This window comes from Microbacterium sp. CFBP 13617 (assembly GCF_014839445.1).
GTDB lineage: Bacteria > Actinomycetota > Actinomycetes > Actinomycetales > Microbacteriaceae > Microbacterium.
On sequence record NZ_JACYNW010000001.1, the window covers coordinates 767,563 to 780,521 of the forward strand.

At 71.0% G+C, this 12,959-nt stretch carries 10 protein-coding genes; 1 reads left to right on the forward strand and 9 read right to left on the reverse strand.

Going from position 1 to position 12,959, the window contains the following annotated elements; all coding sequences use genetic code 11:
• Positions 1–328: 328 nt before the first annotated feature.
• The 6 genes from IFU40_RS03450 to IFU40_RS03475 are packed head-to-tail and all read right to left on the reverse strand — an operon-like array spanning position 329 to position 7,553.
• The gene (locus tag IFU40_RS03450; RefSeq protein WP_191925379.1) at positions 329–1,318 is read right to left on the reverse strand and encodes an ornithine cyclodeaminase family protein; all 990 of its coding nucleotides are present in this window, start codon (positions 1,316–1,318) and stop codon (positions 329–331) included.
• Entirely contained in the window at positions 1,318–2,541 is a 1,224-nt protein-coding gene (locus IFU40_RS03455; RefSeq protein WP_191925380.1) for an amidohydrolase family protein, read from the reverse strand. Before IFU40_RS03455 ends, IFU40_RS03450 begins: the two co-directional genes overlap by 1 nt.
• A complete protein-coding gene (locus tag IFU40_RS03460) occupies positions 2,538–4,076 on the reverse strand; it encodes an ABC transporter substrate-binding protein (protein WP_055832797.1) in 1,539 nt (512 codons plus the stop codon). Before IFU40_RS03460 ends, IFU40_RS03455 begins: the two co-directional genes overlap by 4 nt.
• Positions 4,073–5,743 carry a dipeptide ABC transporter ATP-binding protein gene (locus tag IFU40_RS03465; protein WP_191925381.1) on the reverse strand — a complete coding sequence of 557 codons (1,671 nt, stop codon included), beginning with the start codon at positions 5,741–5,743 and terminating at the stop codon, positions 4,073–4,075. Before IFU40_RS03465 ends, IFU40_RS03460 begins: the two co-directional genes overlap by 4 nt.
• A complete protein-coding gene (locus IFU40_RS03470) occupies positions 5,740–6,639 on the reverse strand; it encodes an ABC transporter permease (RefSeq protein ID WP_070409100.1) in 900 nt (299 codons plus the stop codon). The genes IFU40_RS03465 and IFU40_RS03470 overlap by 4 nt, the downstream gene beginning before the upstream one ends.
• Positions 6,636–7,553 (reverse strand): ABC transporter permease, encoded by a 918-nt coding sequence (locus IFU40_RS03475; protein WP_055832799.1) that lies wholly within the window; start codon positions 7,551–7,553, stop codon positions 6,636–6,638. The genes IFU40_RS03470 and IFU40_RS03475 overlap by 4 nt, the downstream gene beginning before the upstream one ends.
• A gap of 187 nt (positions 7,554–7,740) precedes the next feature.
• Between IFU40_RS03475 and IFU40_RS17150 the strand changes: the two genes are divergently transcribed.
• Positions 7,741–8,442, forward strand: coding sequence for a GntR family transcriptional regulator (locus IFU40_RS17150; protein WP_055832800.1), 702 nt, complete (start codon positions 7,741–7,743; stop codon positions 8,440–8,442).
• A 159-nt stretch (positions 8,443–8,601) separates the two neighbouring features.
• Here IFU40_RS17150 and IFU40_RS03485 read toward each other — a convergent pair whose 3' ends face one another.
• The 3 genes from IFU40_RS03485 to IFU40_RS03495 all read right to left on the reverse strand — a co-directional run bounded on the left by IFU40_RS03485 (position 8,602) and on the right by IFU40_RS03495 (position 12,803).
• Entirely contained in the window at positions 8,602–9,444 is an 843-nt protein-coding gene (locus tag IFU40_RS03485) for a Cof-type HAD-IIB family hydrolase (protein WP_191925382.1), read from the reverse strand.
• A 64-nt stretch (positions 9,445–9,508) separates the two neighbouring features.
• On the reverse strand, positions 9,509–10,924 hold the full coding sequence (locus tag IFU40_RS03490) for a glycoside hydrolase family 1 protein (protein WP_191925383.1): 1,416 nt from the start codon (positions 10,922–10,924) through the stop codon (positions 9,509–9,511).
• Positions 10,925–10,943: 19 nt separating this feature from the next.
• On the reverse strand, positions 10,944–12,803 hold the full coding sequence (locus tag IFU40_RS03495) for a beta-glucoside-specific PTS transporter subunit IIABC (protein WP_191925384.1): 1,860 nt from the start codon (positions 12,801–12,803) through the stop codon (positions 10,944–10,946).
• Positions 12,804–12,959: the final 156 nt, after the last annotated feature.

The window sequence follows — 12,959 nt, forward strand, 5'->3', positions numbered from 1 at the left end:
CACGAATGGCGTTTATCGGTGGGGGGCCCGCTCGCACGACAGACCGACGGGCGAGTCCGACGCGCAAGAGGTGCGCGGTGCCGCAATGGCGCACGGCCCCCAGCGGGCGAGGAGTCGCGGTGGTGTGGTGCGTCCATAAACGCCATTCGTGCGCATAAACGCCCCGTCACCGCGTTTATGCGCACGAACAGCGTTTATCGACATCGCGGATGCCGAGCGGGCGCCGCCGCGTGGATGCCGCGTGGATCGCGTTTCTCAGCGCGGGGCACCAGCTCGGGCCGGCAGCGCGGGGGCGGCAGCGTCCGAGCCGCCGGCGAGCGACAGGCGCTCAGGCGCTCAGGTCGACCGTCGTGCCGAGGCCCTGCGCGCGGGCGGCGCGGATGAAGACGTCGGCGACCGCGACGTCCTGCGCACCGATCCCCACCGAGTCGAACAGCGTGATCTCGCCGGGCGACCGACGGCCCCGCGCCAGACCGGCGACGACCTCTCCGATCGTGCCGACGACGTCGGCCTCGGAGATCGCGCCCTCGGCGATCGCCCGCAGCAGGTCGCCCGACTTCGTGCGCGCCGTCGCCCGGTCGTCGACCCAGATCGAGGACCGGGCCATGGCCGCACCGTCGACCTCGCGCTCATCCGCGCGCGGGCGGGCGCCGACGACGTTGAGGTGCTGACCCGGGCGCAGCCACGCGCCCTCGACGATGGCTTCCACCGACGGGGTCAGCGTGCAGACGACGTCGGCCTCCTCGAGCACCTCGCGGGGGGATGCCACGACGTCGATCGTCGTGGGCCATCCCTCGTCTCGAAGGTCGGCGGCGAGACCCTCGGCGCGCTCGCGCGTGCGCGACCACACCACGACGCGGTCGAAGGGCCGCACGTCGCGCAGCGCCAGGGCGTGCTCGCGGGCCAACGCCCCGGCGCCGATCAGCCCGAGGGTCCGGCTGTCGGAGCGCGAGAGCGTGCGGGTGGCCACCGCGCTGGCGGCGGCGGTGCGCACCCGGGTCGGCACGGCGCCGTGCAGCAGCGCGACCGGCGACCCGTCGACGCGATCGACGACGAGGATCATCGAGCGCTGGGTCGGCAGCCGGCGCCCCGCGTTGTCGGGGACGTCGGCCAGGAGCTTGACCCCCGCGAGGTCGGAGGCCTCGGATACCGCCGACATCAGGATGAAGCGGTTGGAGTCCGCGGGCGTCGACATCGAGGTCGGGCCGGGCTGATCGGCGCGGCCCTCGGCGATCTCGGCGAACCCGCGGGAGACGGCCTCGGCGATGGCCTCGCGGTCGACGAGACCCTCCAGCTGGGGCGTGCTCAGCAGCAGCATCAGGCGCGGCTCCCGTCGGTCAGCTCGAGGGCGTCGGCGACGACGACACCGCGGAAGAGCACGGTGCGGTCGCTCGGGCGGTCCATCACGGCCGCCGTCACGGTGTCGCCGGCGACCAGCACGAGGTCGGCGGGGTCGCCGATCCCGACGCCGGGGCGGTCGGCGCCGAGGGCGGGCATGGCCGCGCGGCCCATCACCGCGCGACCGCCCACCGTGGCGATCGCGACGCAGTGCTCGATGTCGTCGTCACGGCGGAAGCCGTTGGTGAAGGCCAGCTGCCAGGTGCGATCGAGCATGTCGGTGTTGCCGTAGGGCGACCAGTAGTCGCGCTGGCCGTCCTGCCCGAGGCCCAGCGCGATGCCGTACTCGTCGAGCAGGCGTGTGGGCAGCGGCGACGGGGGTGCGATCGTGGCCATCGAGATGCCGAGGTCGCGGAACTGCTCGAGCAGCGCCCGCAGTTGCGCCTCGGGGAGGCGCCCCAGGCCGTAGCCGTGCGAGATGGTGACGCGGCCCCGCATGTCGAGGGTGCGGGTGCGCTCGACGATCAACTCGGCCGAGAACTTCGCCAGCTGGTCCGGTTCGTGCAGGTGGATGTCGATGGGGGCGCCGTAGCGCTCCGCGATGGAGAACACGGCGTCGAGATGCCGGACCGGGTCGCGATCGAGGGCGCACGGATCGATCCCGCCGACCACATCGGCCCCGCGGGCCATCGCCCGATCGAGCACCTCGATCGATCCCGCCTCGCGCAGCAGACCCGCCTGCGGGAACGCGATGATCTCGACCTCGCACCGGTCGAGGTTCGCTTCGCGCGCCGCGAGCACGGCATCCAATCTCTCGAGATCCGCGTCGACGTCGACCTGGGCGTAGGTGCGCACCTGGGTCGTGCCGCGCGCGATCGCGCCCTCGAGCGTCGTCGCCACGCGGTGCTCCATGCTCCGCTCGGCGTGGCGCCAGTTGTCGCGGTCGTTCAGCATCATGCCCCACACCCCGGGCACCCCGGTGTGCGGCCGGAACGGTAGGCCGATGCGCGTCGAGTCGAGGTGCACGTGCACGTCGGCGAACGACGGCAGCAGGATGCGTCCGCGGCCCGACACCGTCTCGGTCGCGGGGTCGATGGGTTCCGTGCCCGCCGGATGGATGCCGGCGATCAGGCCGTCCGCGAGGACGACGTCGGAGAGGGGACCGCCCCAGGGGCGGACGTCGGTGAGGACGGTGGAGGTCATTCGAAGCTCGTTCCGGTGAAGTCGTACAGACCGTCGGCGCGCGGGGTCCAACGCAGTCCGCTCACGGCGGCGAAGTTGTTGAAGGGCACGTACAGCGGAACGAAGTAGCCCTGCGTGTTGCTGTAGTCCAACAGCTCCTCGAAGACCTGCTGGCGTGCGTCGCCCTCGACCCCGCGCTGTTCCGCCGCCCAGGCGGCGGTGGCGGGATCCTGCGCGTAGTTGTTGTTGCCCGCCGTCTCGTAGAAGTCGGTGAGGGGCAGGTCGCCGTCGAGCGTGGAGGGGGCCCAGGTGTTGAGGTAGACGCCCTGCATCTCGCGGCCGCGCACCTTCAGCGTGTGGCTCTGCTGGTCGGCGCCGCGCATGTCGACGGCGATGCCGACGGCCTGCAGGTAGCCCTGGATGCTCTGGGCCACCTCGCTCGAGAGCGGGATGCGACCGTCGGTGGCGTAGTCGAACGGGATCGGCGTGCCGTCGTAGCCGGCCTCGGCCAGCAGCGCACGCGCGCCGTCGGGGTCGTAGCCGACGGGCTGGACGGAGTCGGAGAAGCCCTCCACCGCCGGCGCGATCATGGCCTTCGCGGGCTCGGCGAGTCCCGACAGCAGGGAGTCGACGATCGCCTGGGTGTCGACGGCCTTGGCCACCGCCTGGCGCACGCGCACGTCCTGCAGGGGGCCGGCGGTGGAGTTCACGCCGAGGAAGACGACCCCGTTCGAGGCGGCCGAGAAGGTCTGCGCCGACGGCGCGGCCTGCACCGAGGCCACCTGCGTCGGTCCGATCTGGGCGACGTCGAGGCTGCCCGAGAGCACGCCGTTCGCGCGCGATTCGGTGGACGACACCGGCTGCAGCGAGATCTCCTCGATGACCGGGGCCGGACCCCGGTAGTCGTCGTTGCGCTTCAGGTCGTACGACACGCCCGTGGTGATGTTGTCGAAGACGTAGGGCCCCGATCCGATCGGCTCCCGGGCGTAGGCGTCGGCCCCCATCTGCTGGTAGGTGTCGGCGGGCACGATCGAGATGAGCGAGGTGTTGCGGGGGAAGGCCGAGAACGGCTGCTTGAGGGTGAAGCGCACGGTGGTGGCATCCACCGCCTCGACGCTGTCGAGGGACGAGAGGTAGGCGTAGTTCTCGCCGCTCGGATCGCCCAGGATCGTCTCGTACGTGAAGACCACGTCGTCGGCGTCGATGGCCTCGCCGTTGCTGGCGGTCACGTCGGGGGTGAGCGTGAACTCCCACTGGGTCAGGTCGTCGTTGGCTTTCCAGTCCGTCGCGAGCTTCGGCTCGAGGGTGCCGTCGGCGGCGATCTTCACCAGCTGATCGTGGGTGTGGAAGAAGACCGACAGCACCACCAGCGCGCCCGAACGGATGGGGTCCATGGAGCTCGGATCGGTGGGCAGAGCGGCGGTCAGGCTCGTGCGGGCGGTCTCGCCCGAGCCGGTGGGGGAGTCGAATCCGCCGGCGCATCCGGCGAGGATCACGCTGCCGAGGGTGAGGGCGGCGGCGCCTGCGAGGGCGCGGCGGGCTGTCGAGCGGGTCATGAGAGGGCCTTTCGGGTGGGCGACGCAGAGAGGGTGGGTGAGTCGGCGAGGGCGGGTGACGCGGGGCGGGTGGGTGAGTCGGAGAAGAGGTGCGGGATGGCGTCGAGCAGGGTGCGGGTGTACGGATGCCGGGGCTCGGCGAAGACGCGCTCGGTCGGGCCCTCCTCGACGATGCGTCCGGCCTGCATCACGACGACGCGGTCCGCGATGCCGCGGACGACGCCGAGGTCGTGCGAGACGAAGAGGTACGCGAGTCGCTGCTCGCGCTGCAGACCGCCCAGCAGGTCGAGCACCTGCGCCTGGATCGACACGTCGAGCGCCGAGACGGGCTCGTCGAGCAGCACGATCGCCGGGTCGAGGGCGAGAGCGCGCGCGATGCCGACGCGCTGGCGCTGCCCGCCCGACAGGCGGGTGGGCAGACGATCGTCGAACGAGCTGTCGAGGCCGACCCCGTCGAGCAGCGTGCGCACGCGCGCCGACGTGAAGCTCCGGCGGATCTTCAGCGGTTCGCCGACGGAGCGGGCGACGCTCATGCGCGGGTCCAGCGCCGACGACGGGTCTTGGAACACCACCTGAGCACGCGAGCGGATCTCGGCGCTGCGCCCGGCGATGTCGGGTGAGACGGTGCGCCCCTCGAAGCGGATCGTGCCCGCGCTCGCCGGGGTGAGGCCCAGGATGGCGCGCAGCAGCGACGACTTACCGCATCCGGACTCCCCGACGACGGCGACGGTCTCTCCGGCGCGGATGCGCAGGGACACCCCGTCGACCGCCCGGGTGCGCCGGCCTCGACGACCGGGGTACTCGACGACGAGGTCGGTCACCTCCAGGGCGGGCTCCTCGGCGGTCTCGACGAGCGCCGGGCGGTCTGCCCCGGTGCGGGTCGACGGCGCCGCCGCGAGCAGCCGCCGCGTGTACTCGTGAGCGGGGGCCGACAGCACCGCGCGGGTCTCACCGTGCTCGACGACTCGTCCCGACCGCATCACGACGAGGTCGTCGGTGTGCTGGGCCACGAGGCCCAGGTCGTGGCTGATGAGCGCCAACGCCGACCCGGTGCGTTCGCGCACGTCGTCCAGCAGGGCCATGACCTGCGCCTGGACCGTGACGTCGAGTGCCGTGGTGGGCTCGTCGGCGATGAGCAGCAGCGGGTCGTTGGCGATGGCCATGGCGATGACCGCGCGCTGGCGCATGCCGCCCGACCACTGATGGGGCCGCGACGCCGCGCGGTCAGCGGCGTCGCGGACGCCCACCGATTGCAGCAGCTCGACCGCGCGTCGGCGGGCGGCGGTGCGCGAGGTGGCGGGGGAGTGGGCGCGCACCGCCGCGGCGACCTGCGCCCCCACCGAGCGCAGCGGGTTGAGCGCCGACATCGGGTCTTGGAACACCATCCCGGTCACCCGACCGCGCATGCTGCGGAGCTCCCGCTCGCTCATCGACGTCACGTCGCGGCCGTCGATGCGCACGCTGCCCGAGGCGACGCGCACGCCCGGGGGCAGCAGGCCGAGGGCGGCGAGCATCGTGAGGCTCTTGCCGGAGCCGGACTCGCCGACGACGCCGAGCGCGGACGAGGGCGCCACCTCGAACGAGACGTCGTGAACCACGGTGCGGTGGCCCTCGTCGGTCGTGGCATCCAGACGCAGGTTCTCGACGGACAGGACGGGACGGGTCATCGTCGGGCTCCCTTGCGCAGGAAGGCGCCACGCGCCTCGGCGGTGAACTGCTGGCTGAGGAACTGCACGCCGCCCACGGCGAGGAACATCGCGATCCCGGGCAGGATCACCAGCCAGGGGTCGGTGGCCAGGTACTTCTGGCCGTCGTAGATCATGGCGCCCCAGCTGGGCGTGGGCGGTTGCACGCCGAGACCGAGGTACTCCAGAGACGCCTCGACGAGCACGATCGTGGCGATGTCGGTCGCGGCGATGATGAGCGTGTGCGGCCAGACGTTCGGCAGCACGTGCCGGGTGAGCGACCAGAAGCGATCGGCACCCTGTGTGCGCGGTGCCACGACGAAGTCCTGCGCCCGAAGGGCCGCGGCGACGTTGCGGGTGACCCGGGCGTAGCCCACCCACCAGGTGCAGCCGACGACGAGGATCGTGAGCCCCGCGCTGGGCGGGACGACGGCGCAGACGGCGATGAGCAGCAGGACGACGGGCATCGCCAGCACGGTGTTCGACAGCACCGACAGAGCGGATTCGATCCGCCCACCGAAGAAGCCGGCCAGGATGCCGACCGTGGTGCCGATCACCGCGTTGAGGCACACGATGGCCACCGTGATGCCGAGGGTGACGGCGGAGGCGAGGGCGATCCTGCTGAACAGGTCGCGCCCGAGCGGGTCGGTGCCCAGCGGGTGCGCCGGGTCGACGAAGGGCGGGAGCAGGACGCGCGACAGGTCCTGCCCGAGCGGGTCGAAGCCGGGCAGCACGGGACGCAGCGCGGTCGCGCCGACCACGACGGCGAGCATCACGATGCCGACGACGGCCGAGGGGCGCAGGCGCCGACGACGGGGGCGAGGGGGCGGTGCCGAGGTCGCGGCCTCGGGGAGCGGGGGCAGGGCGACGGTGGTCATGAGGTGGCCGTTCGGGGGTCGATGCGGGCGACGAGCAGGTCGACGAGGGTGTTGACGACGACGAAGGCGACGGCGACGAAGAGGAGCCCCGCCTGGACGATCGGGAAGTCGCGCTGACTCACGGCGGCCGTCAGCAGGCTGCCGAGCCCCGGCCAGGCGAACACCACCTCGACCACGACGGTGCCGCCGAGCAGACCGCCGAGGTTGAGGCCGGCCATGCCGAGCACCGGCGGCAGGGCGTTGGGGAGCATCTGCGTGAACAGGATGGTCGGTCGCGACTGGCCGATCGCGAAGGCCGTGCGCACGTAGTCCTGCTCGGCTTGATCGCTCAGCGCGGCGTCGAGCAGGCGGAGATACATCACGAACTGGCCGGTGGCGAGGGTGACGACCGGGAGCACGAGGCTCGCCGGACTCGTGCGGCCCAGCGACGGCAGCAGGCCGAGCGTGACCGAGAAGATCAGCACGAGCAGCAGGGCGAAGAAGAAGTCGGGCACCGCCTGCCGGGTGGCGCCGAGCCAGCCGACGACGGCGCGCAGGATCCGGCTGCCGCTGAGGTGGATGACGACGGCTGCCACGAGCGCGAGGGCGAAGCCGGCCAGGAACGCCCAGAAGGCGAGTTCGACCGTGGCGGGGAGGCGTTCCCACACGAGCCCGAGCGCGGACTCGTGCAGGCGGTACGAGTCGCCGAGGTCGCCGACGACGACTCCGCGGAGGAAGTCGAGGTACTGCACGATGACCGGGCGGTCGAAGCCGAGGCTGGCGTTGAGCGCGTCGACGTCGGCACTGCTGGCGTTGTCGGGGAGCAGGAGTGCGCCGGGGGCGCCGGTGAGGCGACCGAGGACGAAGCCGATCGTGACCACGAGGAAGACCGTGGCGCCGGCCAGGGCGAGGCGGCGGAGGAGGAAGGCGAGCACGGAGGTGACGCTACGGCGCGCAACGGGTATACCAAGGCGATGTAACGAACACGCAATGTGATCCTTACGCGGGCGTCACTTTGGAGTACCAAATTGCGATTCAAGCCATTCGAGCGACCCATATTGCGTCGTTTGGAATACCAAACGACGGTTTCCTCCCACGTCTCACCCCTGTCAGGATGGAGGCGTGGACGACGACATCGACGCGACCGGCCGGCGCATCGCGCACATCCTGCGCGAGCGCATCATCACCGGTGAGATCGACATGGGCGACAAGCTCGGCGAACGCGACATCGCCGAGGAGCTCGGCGTTTCGCGGGTGCCCGTCAGAGAGGCGCTGCACGTGCTCGAGGCCGAGGGGTTCGTGTCGTCGGCCCATCGCCGTGCGGCCGTCGTGCACCGCTTCACGGTCGACGACGCGAGGGAGCTGTTCGACATGCGCATGCACCTCGAGCCCTTCGCCGCGGCACTCGCCGCGGAGCGCGCCGCCGCGGGCGCCGACACCGCAGCGCTGCGGGCCGCGCTCGACGTGGCGCACGTCGCGTCGGTCGCCGCGGCGTCGGCCTCGTCGCGCAACTCCGATCTGCACGACGAGATCTTCGCCCTCGCCGGTCACGCGCTGCTCTCGCGGATGAGCGGTCTGCTCACGGGGCGCACGCGATGGCTCTTCCGTCTGACACCCGAACGCGACACCCCCGGTCGATGGGACGAGCACGCCGAGATGGTGGAGGCGATCGTGGGCGGGCACGTCTCGCTCGCGCAGACGCTCGCCGCCGCGCACGTCGAGCGGGCCCGCGTGGAGTCGATGCCGGGTCTGGTCGAGCGGCTTCCCCCCGTCGAGCGGGCGGAGCGTCGCCGGCGGTCGCGCCGGGTGACGTCGGGGGCCTGACCGCGCCGAAAGGGCGCCCGCGCTGCCCCACCCGGCTGCGAGTAACGCGGGCCGCGGGTCCATCTGCATGACCGGTGTGGCGCATGTGCTGTCGCGCTGCGTGTGAGGCGCCGCACGAACCAACGCTCCTGCATGTGGACCGCGTGGGCCCACGACCCGTCAGATCAGGCCCAGCTCCGCGAACGCGTTGTGCACGCCATCGTCGAGCACGGCGGTGGTCACCCGGCCGGCGAGGCGCTGCAGCTCGGGCACGGCGTTGCCCATCGCGACGGGGGTGCCGACGACCTCGAACATCTCGACGTCGTTCCAGCTGTCGCCGATGCCGATGGCGTCCGTCGCCGACAGGCCCAGTTCGGCGAGCACGTCGGTGATCGCGGAGCCCTTGGTGACGCCGGCCTGGCCGATCTCGCCGTTCGAGCCGCCGGGCAGCGGGATCGAGCCCGGGATGACGTGGAACCCGTCGCCGAGTTCGGCGGCGGCGTGGGCGACGGTGTCGGTCGAGGGGCTGACGAAGACGGCCTTGGCGACGGCGTCGCGGTCGACCTCCGACACCGGCCGGGGCTCGCGCCACAGCGGCTGCTCGGGGGGCAGCCCCTGGGCCTCGAGCTCGGCCGCGCGCTGGGCGTGACGCTCACGCCGGTACTCGTTCATCACGGCGCCCATGCCGGGGCTGGCGAAGACGCCGCCGTGGGTCTGAAGGAAGTAGTGGATGCCGTGGGCCTCGAAGTACCGCTCGAGGGTGTCGACGTCGGCGCGGGCGAGGGGGCGTTCCACCAGCGTCCGATCGGCCTGGGTCGCATACGCTCCGCCGTTGGTGATCGCGCCGTCGAAGCCGATGGCGAGCACGTCGGGGTGGATGTCGCCGGCGGAGCGGCCGGTGCTGAGCCACACGAGGTGCCCGTTCTCTCGCGCCTGTCGGATGGCGGTCGCGGTCGAGGGCGCCATCACCGAACCGTGCTCGAGGATCGTGCCGTCGACGTCGAGGAAGGCGATGCGGGTCATAGATGTACTCCAAGAGGTCGGCCCCGGGCCGTGAGGACCCGGGGCCGATCCGATCAGGGGGGGGTCAGCGCGTCAGCGACGCGCCATTGGTGCGGATGACGTCGGCGTACCAGCCGAACGACTTCTTCCGGTAGCGGTCGAGCGTTCCGGTGCCGTCGTCGTTGCGGTCGACGTAGATGAAACCGTATCGCTTGCTGAGCTGAGCGGTGCTGGCGCTGACGATGTCGATGCAGCCCCACGAGGTGTAGCCGAGCACGTCGACGCCGTCTTCTAGCGCCTCGCCGACCTGCACGAGGTGGTCGTTGAGGTAGGCGATGCGGTAGTCGTCGACGACCGTCTTCTCACCGTCGACCTCGACGAGCTGGTCGCGCGCGCCCAGGCCGTTCTCGACGATGAACAGCGGCTTCTGCCACCGGTCCCAGAACTGGTTCAGCACGAGGCGCAGGCCCACGGGGTCGATCTGCCAGCCCCACTCGCTCGCTTCGAGCGTGGGGTTCGAGACGCCGCCCATGATGTTGCCCTCGCCCTCGGCGCGCTTCGCGGGGTCGGCGGTCTCGGCGATCGACATGTAGTAGCTGAACGAGACGAAGTCGACGGTGTTCGTCAGGTCGTCGCGGTCCTGATCGGTGATGTCGAGCTCGATGCCCTTCTCGCGCAGCGTCCGCAGGAAGTACCCGGGGTACTCGCCGCGGGTGTGCACGTCGCCGTAGACGAGGTTGCCGTGGTCGGCGTCCATGACGGCGCGGGCGTCGTCGGGCGACGGGGTGAGGGGGTAGATCGGCATCGACAGCACCATGCAGCCGACCTTCGCCTCGGGGGCGACCTCGCGGGCGATGCGGGTGGCCCGGGCGGATGCCACGAGCTCGTGGTGCATCGCCTGGTACAGCTGCTGCTCGGGAACGCCGCCCTCGGGGATCGGGATGCCGCCGCTCATGAACGGGGCGTGCAGCAGCGAGTTGATCTCGTTGAACGTCAGCCAGTACTTCACGCGCGAGCCGAAGCGCTCGAGCAGCGTGCGGGCGTAGCGCTCGTAGAACCCGATCAGCTCGCGGTTCGTCCAGCCGCCGTAGGCCTCGGCCAGGTGCAGCGGCGTCTCGTAGTGCGAGATCGTCACGAGCGGCTCGATGCCGTGCTTCTCGAGCTCGTCGAGCACGCGGTCGTAGAACGCCAGGCCCTCTTCGTTGGGCTCGGTCTCGTCGCCCTTCGGGAAGATGCGGCTCCACGCGATCGAGAACCGGTAGACGCCGAAGCCCATCTCGGCGAACAGCGCGATGTCCTCCGCGTAGCGGTGGTAGTGGTCGATGCCGACGAGCTTGAGGTTGTCGGGCGTGGGCTGGTCGCTGCGGGGACCCGAGATGCCGCGGGGCATCACGTCCTGCACCGAGTACCCCTTGCCGTCTGCGTCGTACGCGCCCTCGATCTGGTTCGCGGCGGTCGCGCCGCCCCAGAGGAAGCCGTCGGGGAAGGAAGTGGTCGTCATAGTCTGTGCCTCCAGGGGGTCAGCGGGCGGTGGAGAGGGAGTCGACCGAGATGGCGCGGAACAGCGTCTCGCCGTGCGAGAGGGGTCCGGAAGCCACGTCGGCGACGTCGGGATACAGGTCGCCGTTGGTCACGATGACCGGGGTGATCAGGTCGTACCCGGCCTTCTCGATGGCGGCGCCGTCGAATTCGAGCAGCAGGTCGCCGGCCTTCACCTCGGCGCCGGACTGCACCTTCAGGGTGAAGTGCTGGCCGCCGAGCTTGACGGTGTCGAGGCCGACGTGGATCAGCAGCTCCACGCCGTCCACGCCGCGCAGGCCGATCGCGTGACCGGTGGGGAAAGCGGCGACGACGGTGGCGTCGAACGGGGCGTAGACCGCGCCCGAGGTGGGCCGGATCGCGACGCCCTTGCCGAGCGAGCCGTCGGCGAAGGCGGCATCCGGAACCTCGCTGAGGGCGACGACCGTGCCGTCGACGGGGTTCGACACCTCGGTGTCGGTCGCCGCGGCCGGGGTTGCGGGGGCGGCGGTGTCGACGGGGTCCGTGAAGCCGATGAGCACGACCAGCAGGAACGGGATGATGATCGCGGCGGCGAGGCCGATCGCGAGCATGACCATGTTGCCGTTGCCCAGCAGGGCGGGGAGCGCGAGACCCGAGGGGACGACGAACGCCTTCGAGAAGACCCCGCCCATCGCGATGAGCGCGCCACCGACGGCGCCGCCGACGATGCCGAAGGCGAAGGGGCGCTTGAGCGGCAGGTTGATGCCGTAGATCGCGGGCTCGGTGATGCCGGCGAGGAAGCCCGACAGCGTCGCCGGGGCGGCGAGCGAGCGGAGGCTCTTGTTGCGGGTGCGAACGAGCACACCGGCGACCGCGGCGGCCTGGGCGAGCACGGCGGCGAAGACGGGTCCGATGAGCAGGATCATGCCGGTGGTCTGGTACTCGAGCTGGAAGAGCGGCACGAGGCCCCAGTGCAGGCCGAAGATCACGAAGACCTGCCAGAGGCCGCCCATGATGGCGCCACCGGCCCACGGCACGGTCTGGAACACCCAGCCGATGGCCGAGGCGAGTCCGCCGCCCACGAGCGCCGACAGCGGACCGATGACGACGAAGATCAGCGGCACGGCCACGAGCACGACGAGCATCGGGGTGACGAAGCGACGAATGGCGCCGGGCAGCTTCGCGTAGAGGAAACGCTCGGCGTGGCTCTGCAGCCACACGATGATGATGACCGGGATGACGCTCGAGACGTAGCTGACCATCGTCACCGGGATGCCGAAGAACGTCACGTCGGGAACGCCGGTGAGGGCCGTGATCGAGGGGTAGACGAGCGCTCCCGCGATGGCGAGCGAGGTGAACTCGGCGGCCTTGAAGTAGCGGGCCGCGGTGATCGCCAGGGCGAGGGGGAGGAAGTTGATCAGCGCATCGGAGAGGGCGTTGAGGATCGTGTACGTGGTGGTCGTGGCATCCATCCACCCGAAGGTGACGGCCGCGGCGAGGAACGCCTTGAGCAGACCGGTGCCGGCCAGCGCCCAGAGGATCGGCGTGAAGATGGCCGAGATCATCGAGATGAACCGGTTGAAGAGGTTGCCCTTCGGGGTCTTCTCGCCGGTGTCGTCGGAGCCCGCGCCGAGCTTCGTCTGCGACTGGATCGCCGCGAACACCTCGGGCACGTCGTTGCCGATGACGACCTGGTACTGCCCGCCCGCCTGGGCGGTGGTGATCACGCCGGGGGTGGCGCGGAGGGCTGCGGCACTCGCCTTGCTCTCGTCTTTCAGCACGAATCGGAGCCTCGTCGCGCAGTGCACGAGCGAGGTGACGTTGCCTTCTCCGCCGACGCCGGTGAGAACCGCCGCCGCTGTCTTCGCGTAATCCGCCATCGGAATCCGCCTGCCTTTCGCCGCATCCATGCGGCCCGTCGAATGTTCTGTGGCGACGACCCGGATTGTTTTCGGGCAATAAAAAAGACCCGAATCCGTTCATCGCTCGTCAGCGATGTGGATTCAGGTCTTGCCCGCTCGCGCGGTAACAATCCG

Excerpts from the sequence above, each read along its gene's own strand:
- IFU40_RS03450 (WP_191925379.1), bottom strand. The coding sequence starts at position 1,318 with ATGCTGCTGCTGAGCACGCCCCAGCTGGAGGGTCTCGTCGACCGCGAG.
- IFU40_RS03455 (WP_191925380.1), bottom strand. The coding sequence starts at position 2,541 with ATGACCTCCACCGTCCTCACCGACGTCCGCCCCTGGGGCGGTCCCCTC.
- IFU40_RS03460 (WP_055832797.1), bottom strand. The coding sequence starts at position 4,076 with ATGACCCGCTCGACAGCCCGCCGCGCCCTCGCAGGCGCCGCCGCCCTC.
- IFU40_RS03465 (WP_191925381.1), bottom strand. The coding sequence starts at position 5,743 with ATGACCCGTCCCGTCCTGTCCGTCGAGAACCTGCGTCTGGATGCCACG.
- IFU40_RS03470 (WP_070409100.1), bottom strand. The coding sequence starts at position 6,639 with ATGACCACCGTCGCCCTGCCCCCGCTCCCCGAGGCCGCGACCTCGGCA.
- IFU40_RS03485 (WP_191925382.1), bottom strand. The coding sequence starts at position 9,444 with ATGACCCGCATCGCCTTCCTCGACGTCGACGGCACGATCCTCGAGCAC.
- IFU40_RS03490 (WP_191925383.1), bottom strand. The coding sequence starts at position 10,924 with ATGACGACCACTTCCTTCCCCGACGGCTTCCTCTGGGGCGGCGCGACC.
- IFU40_RS03495 (WP_191925384.1), bottom strand. The coding sequence starts at position 12,803 with ATGGCGGATTACGCGAAGACAGCGGCGGCGGTTCTCACCGGCGTCGGC.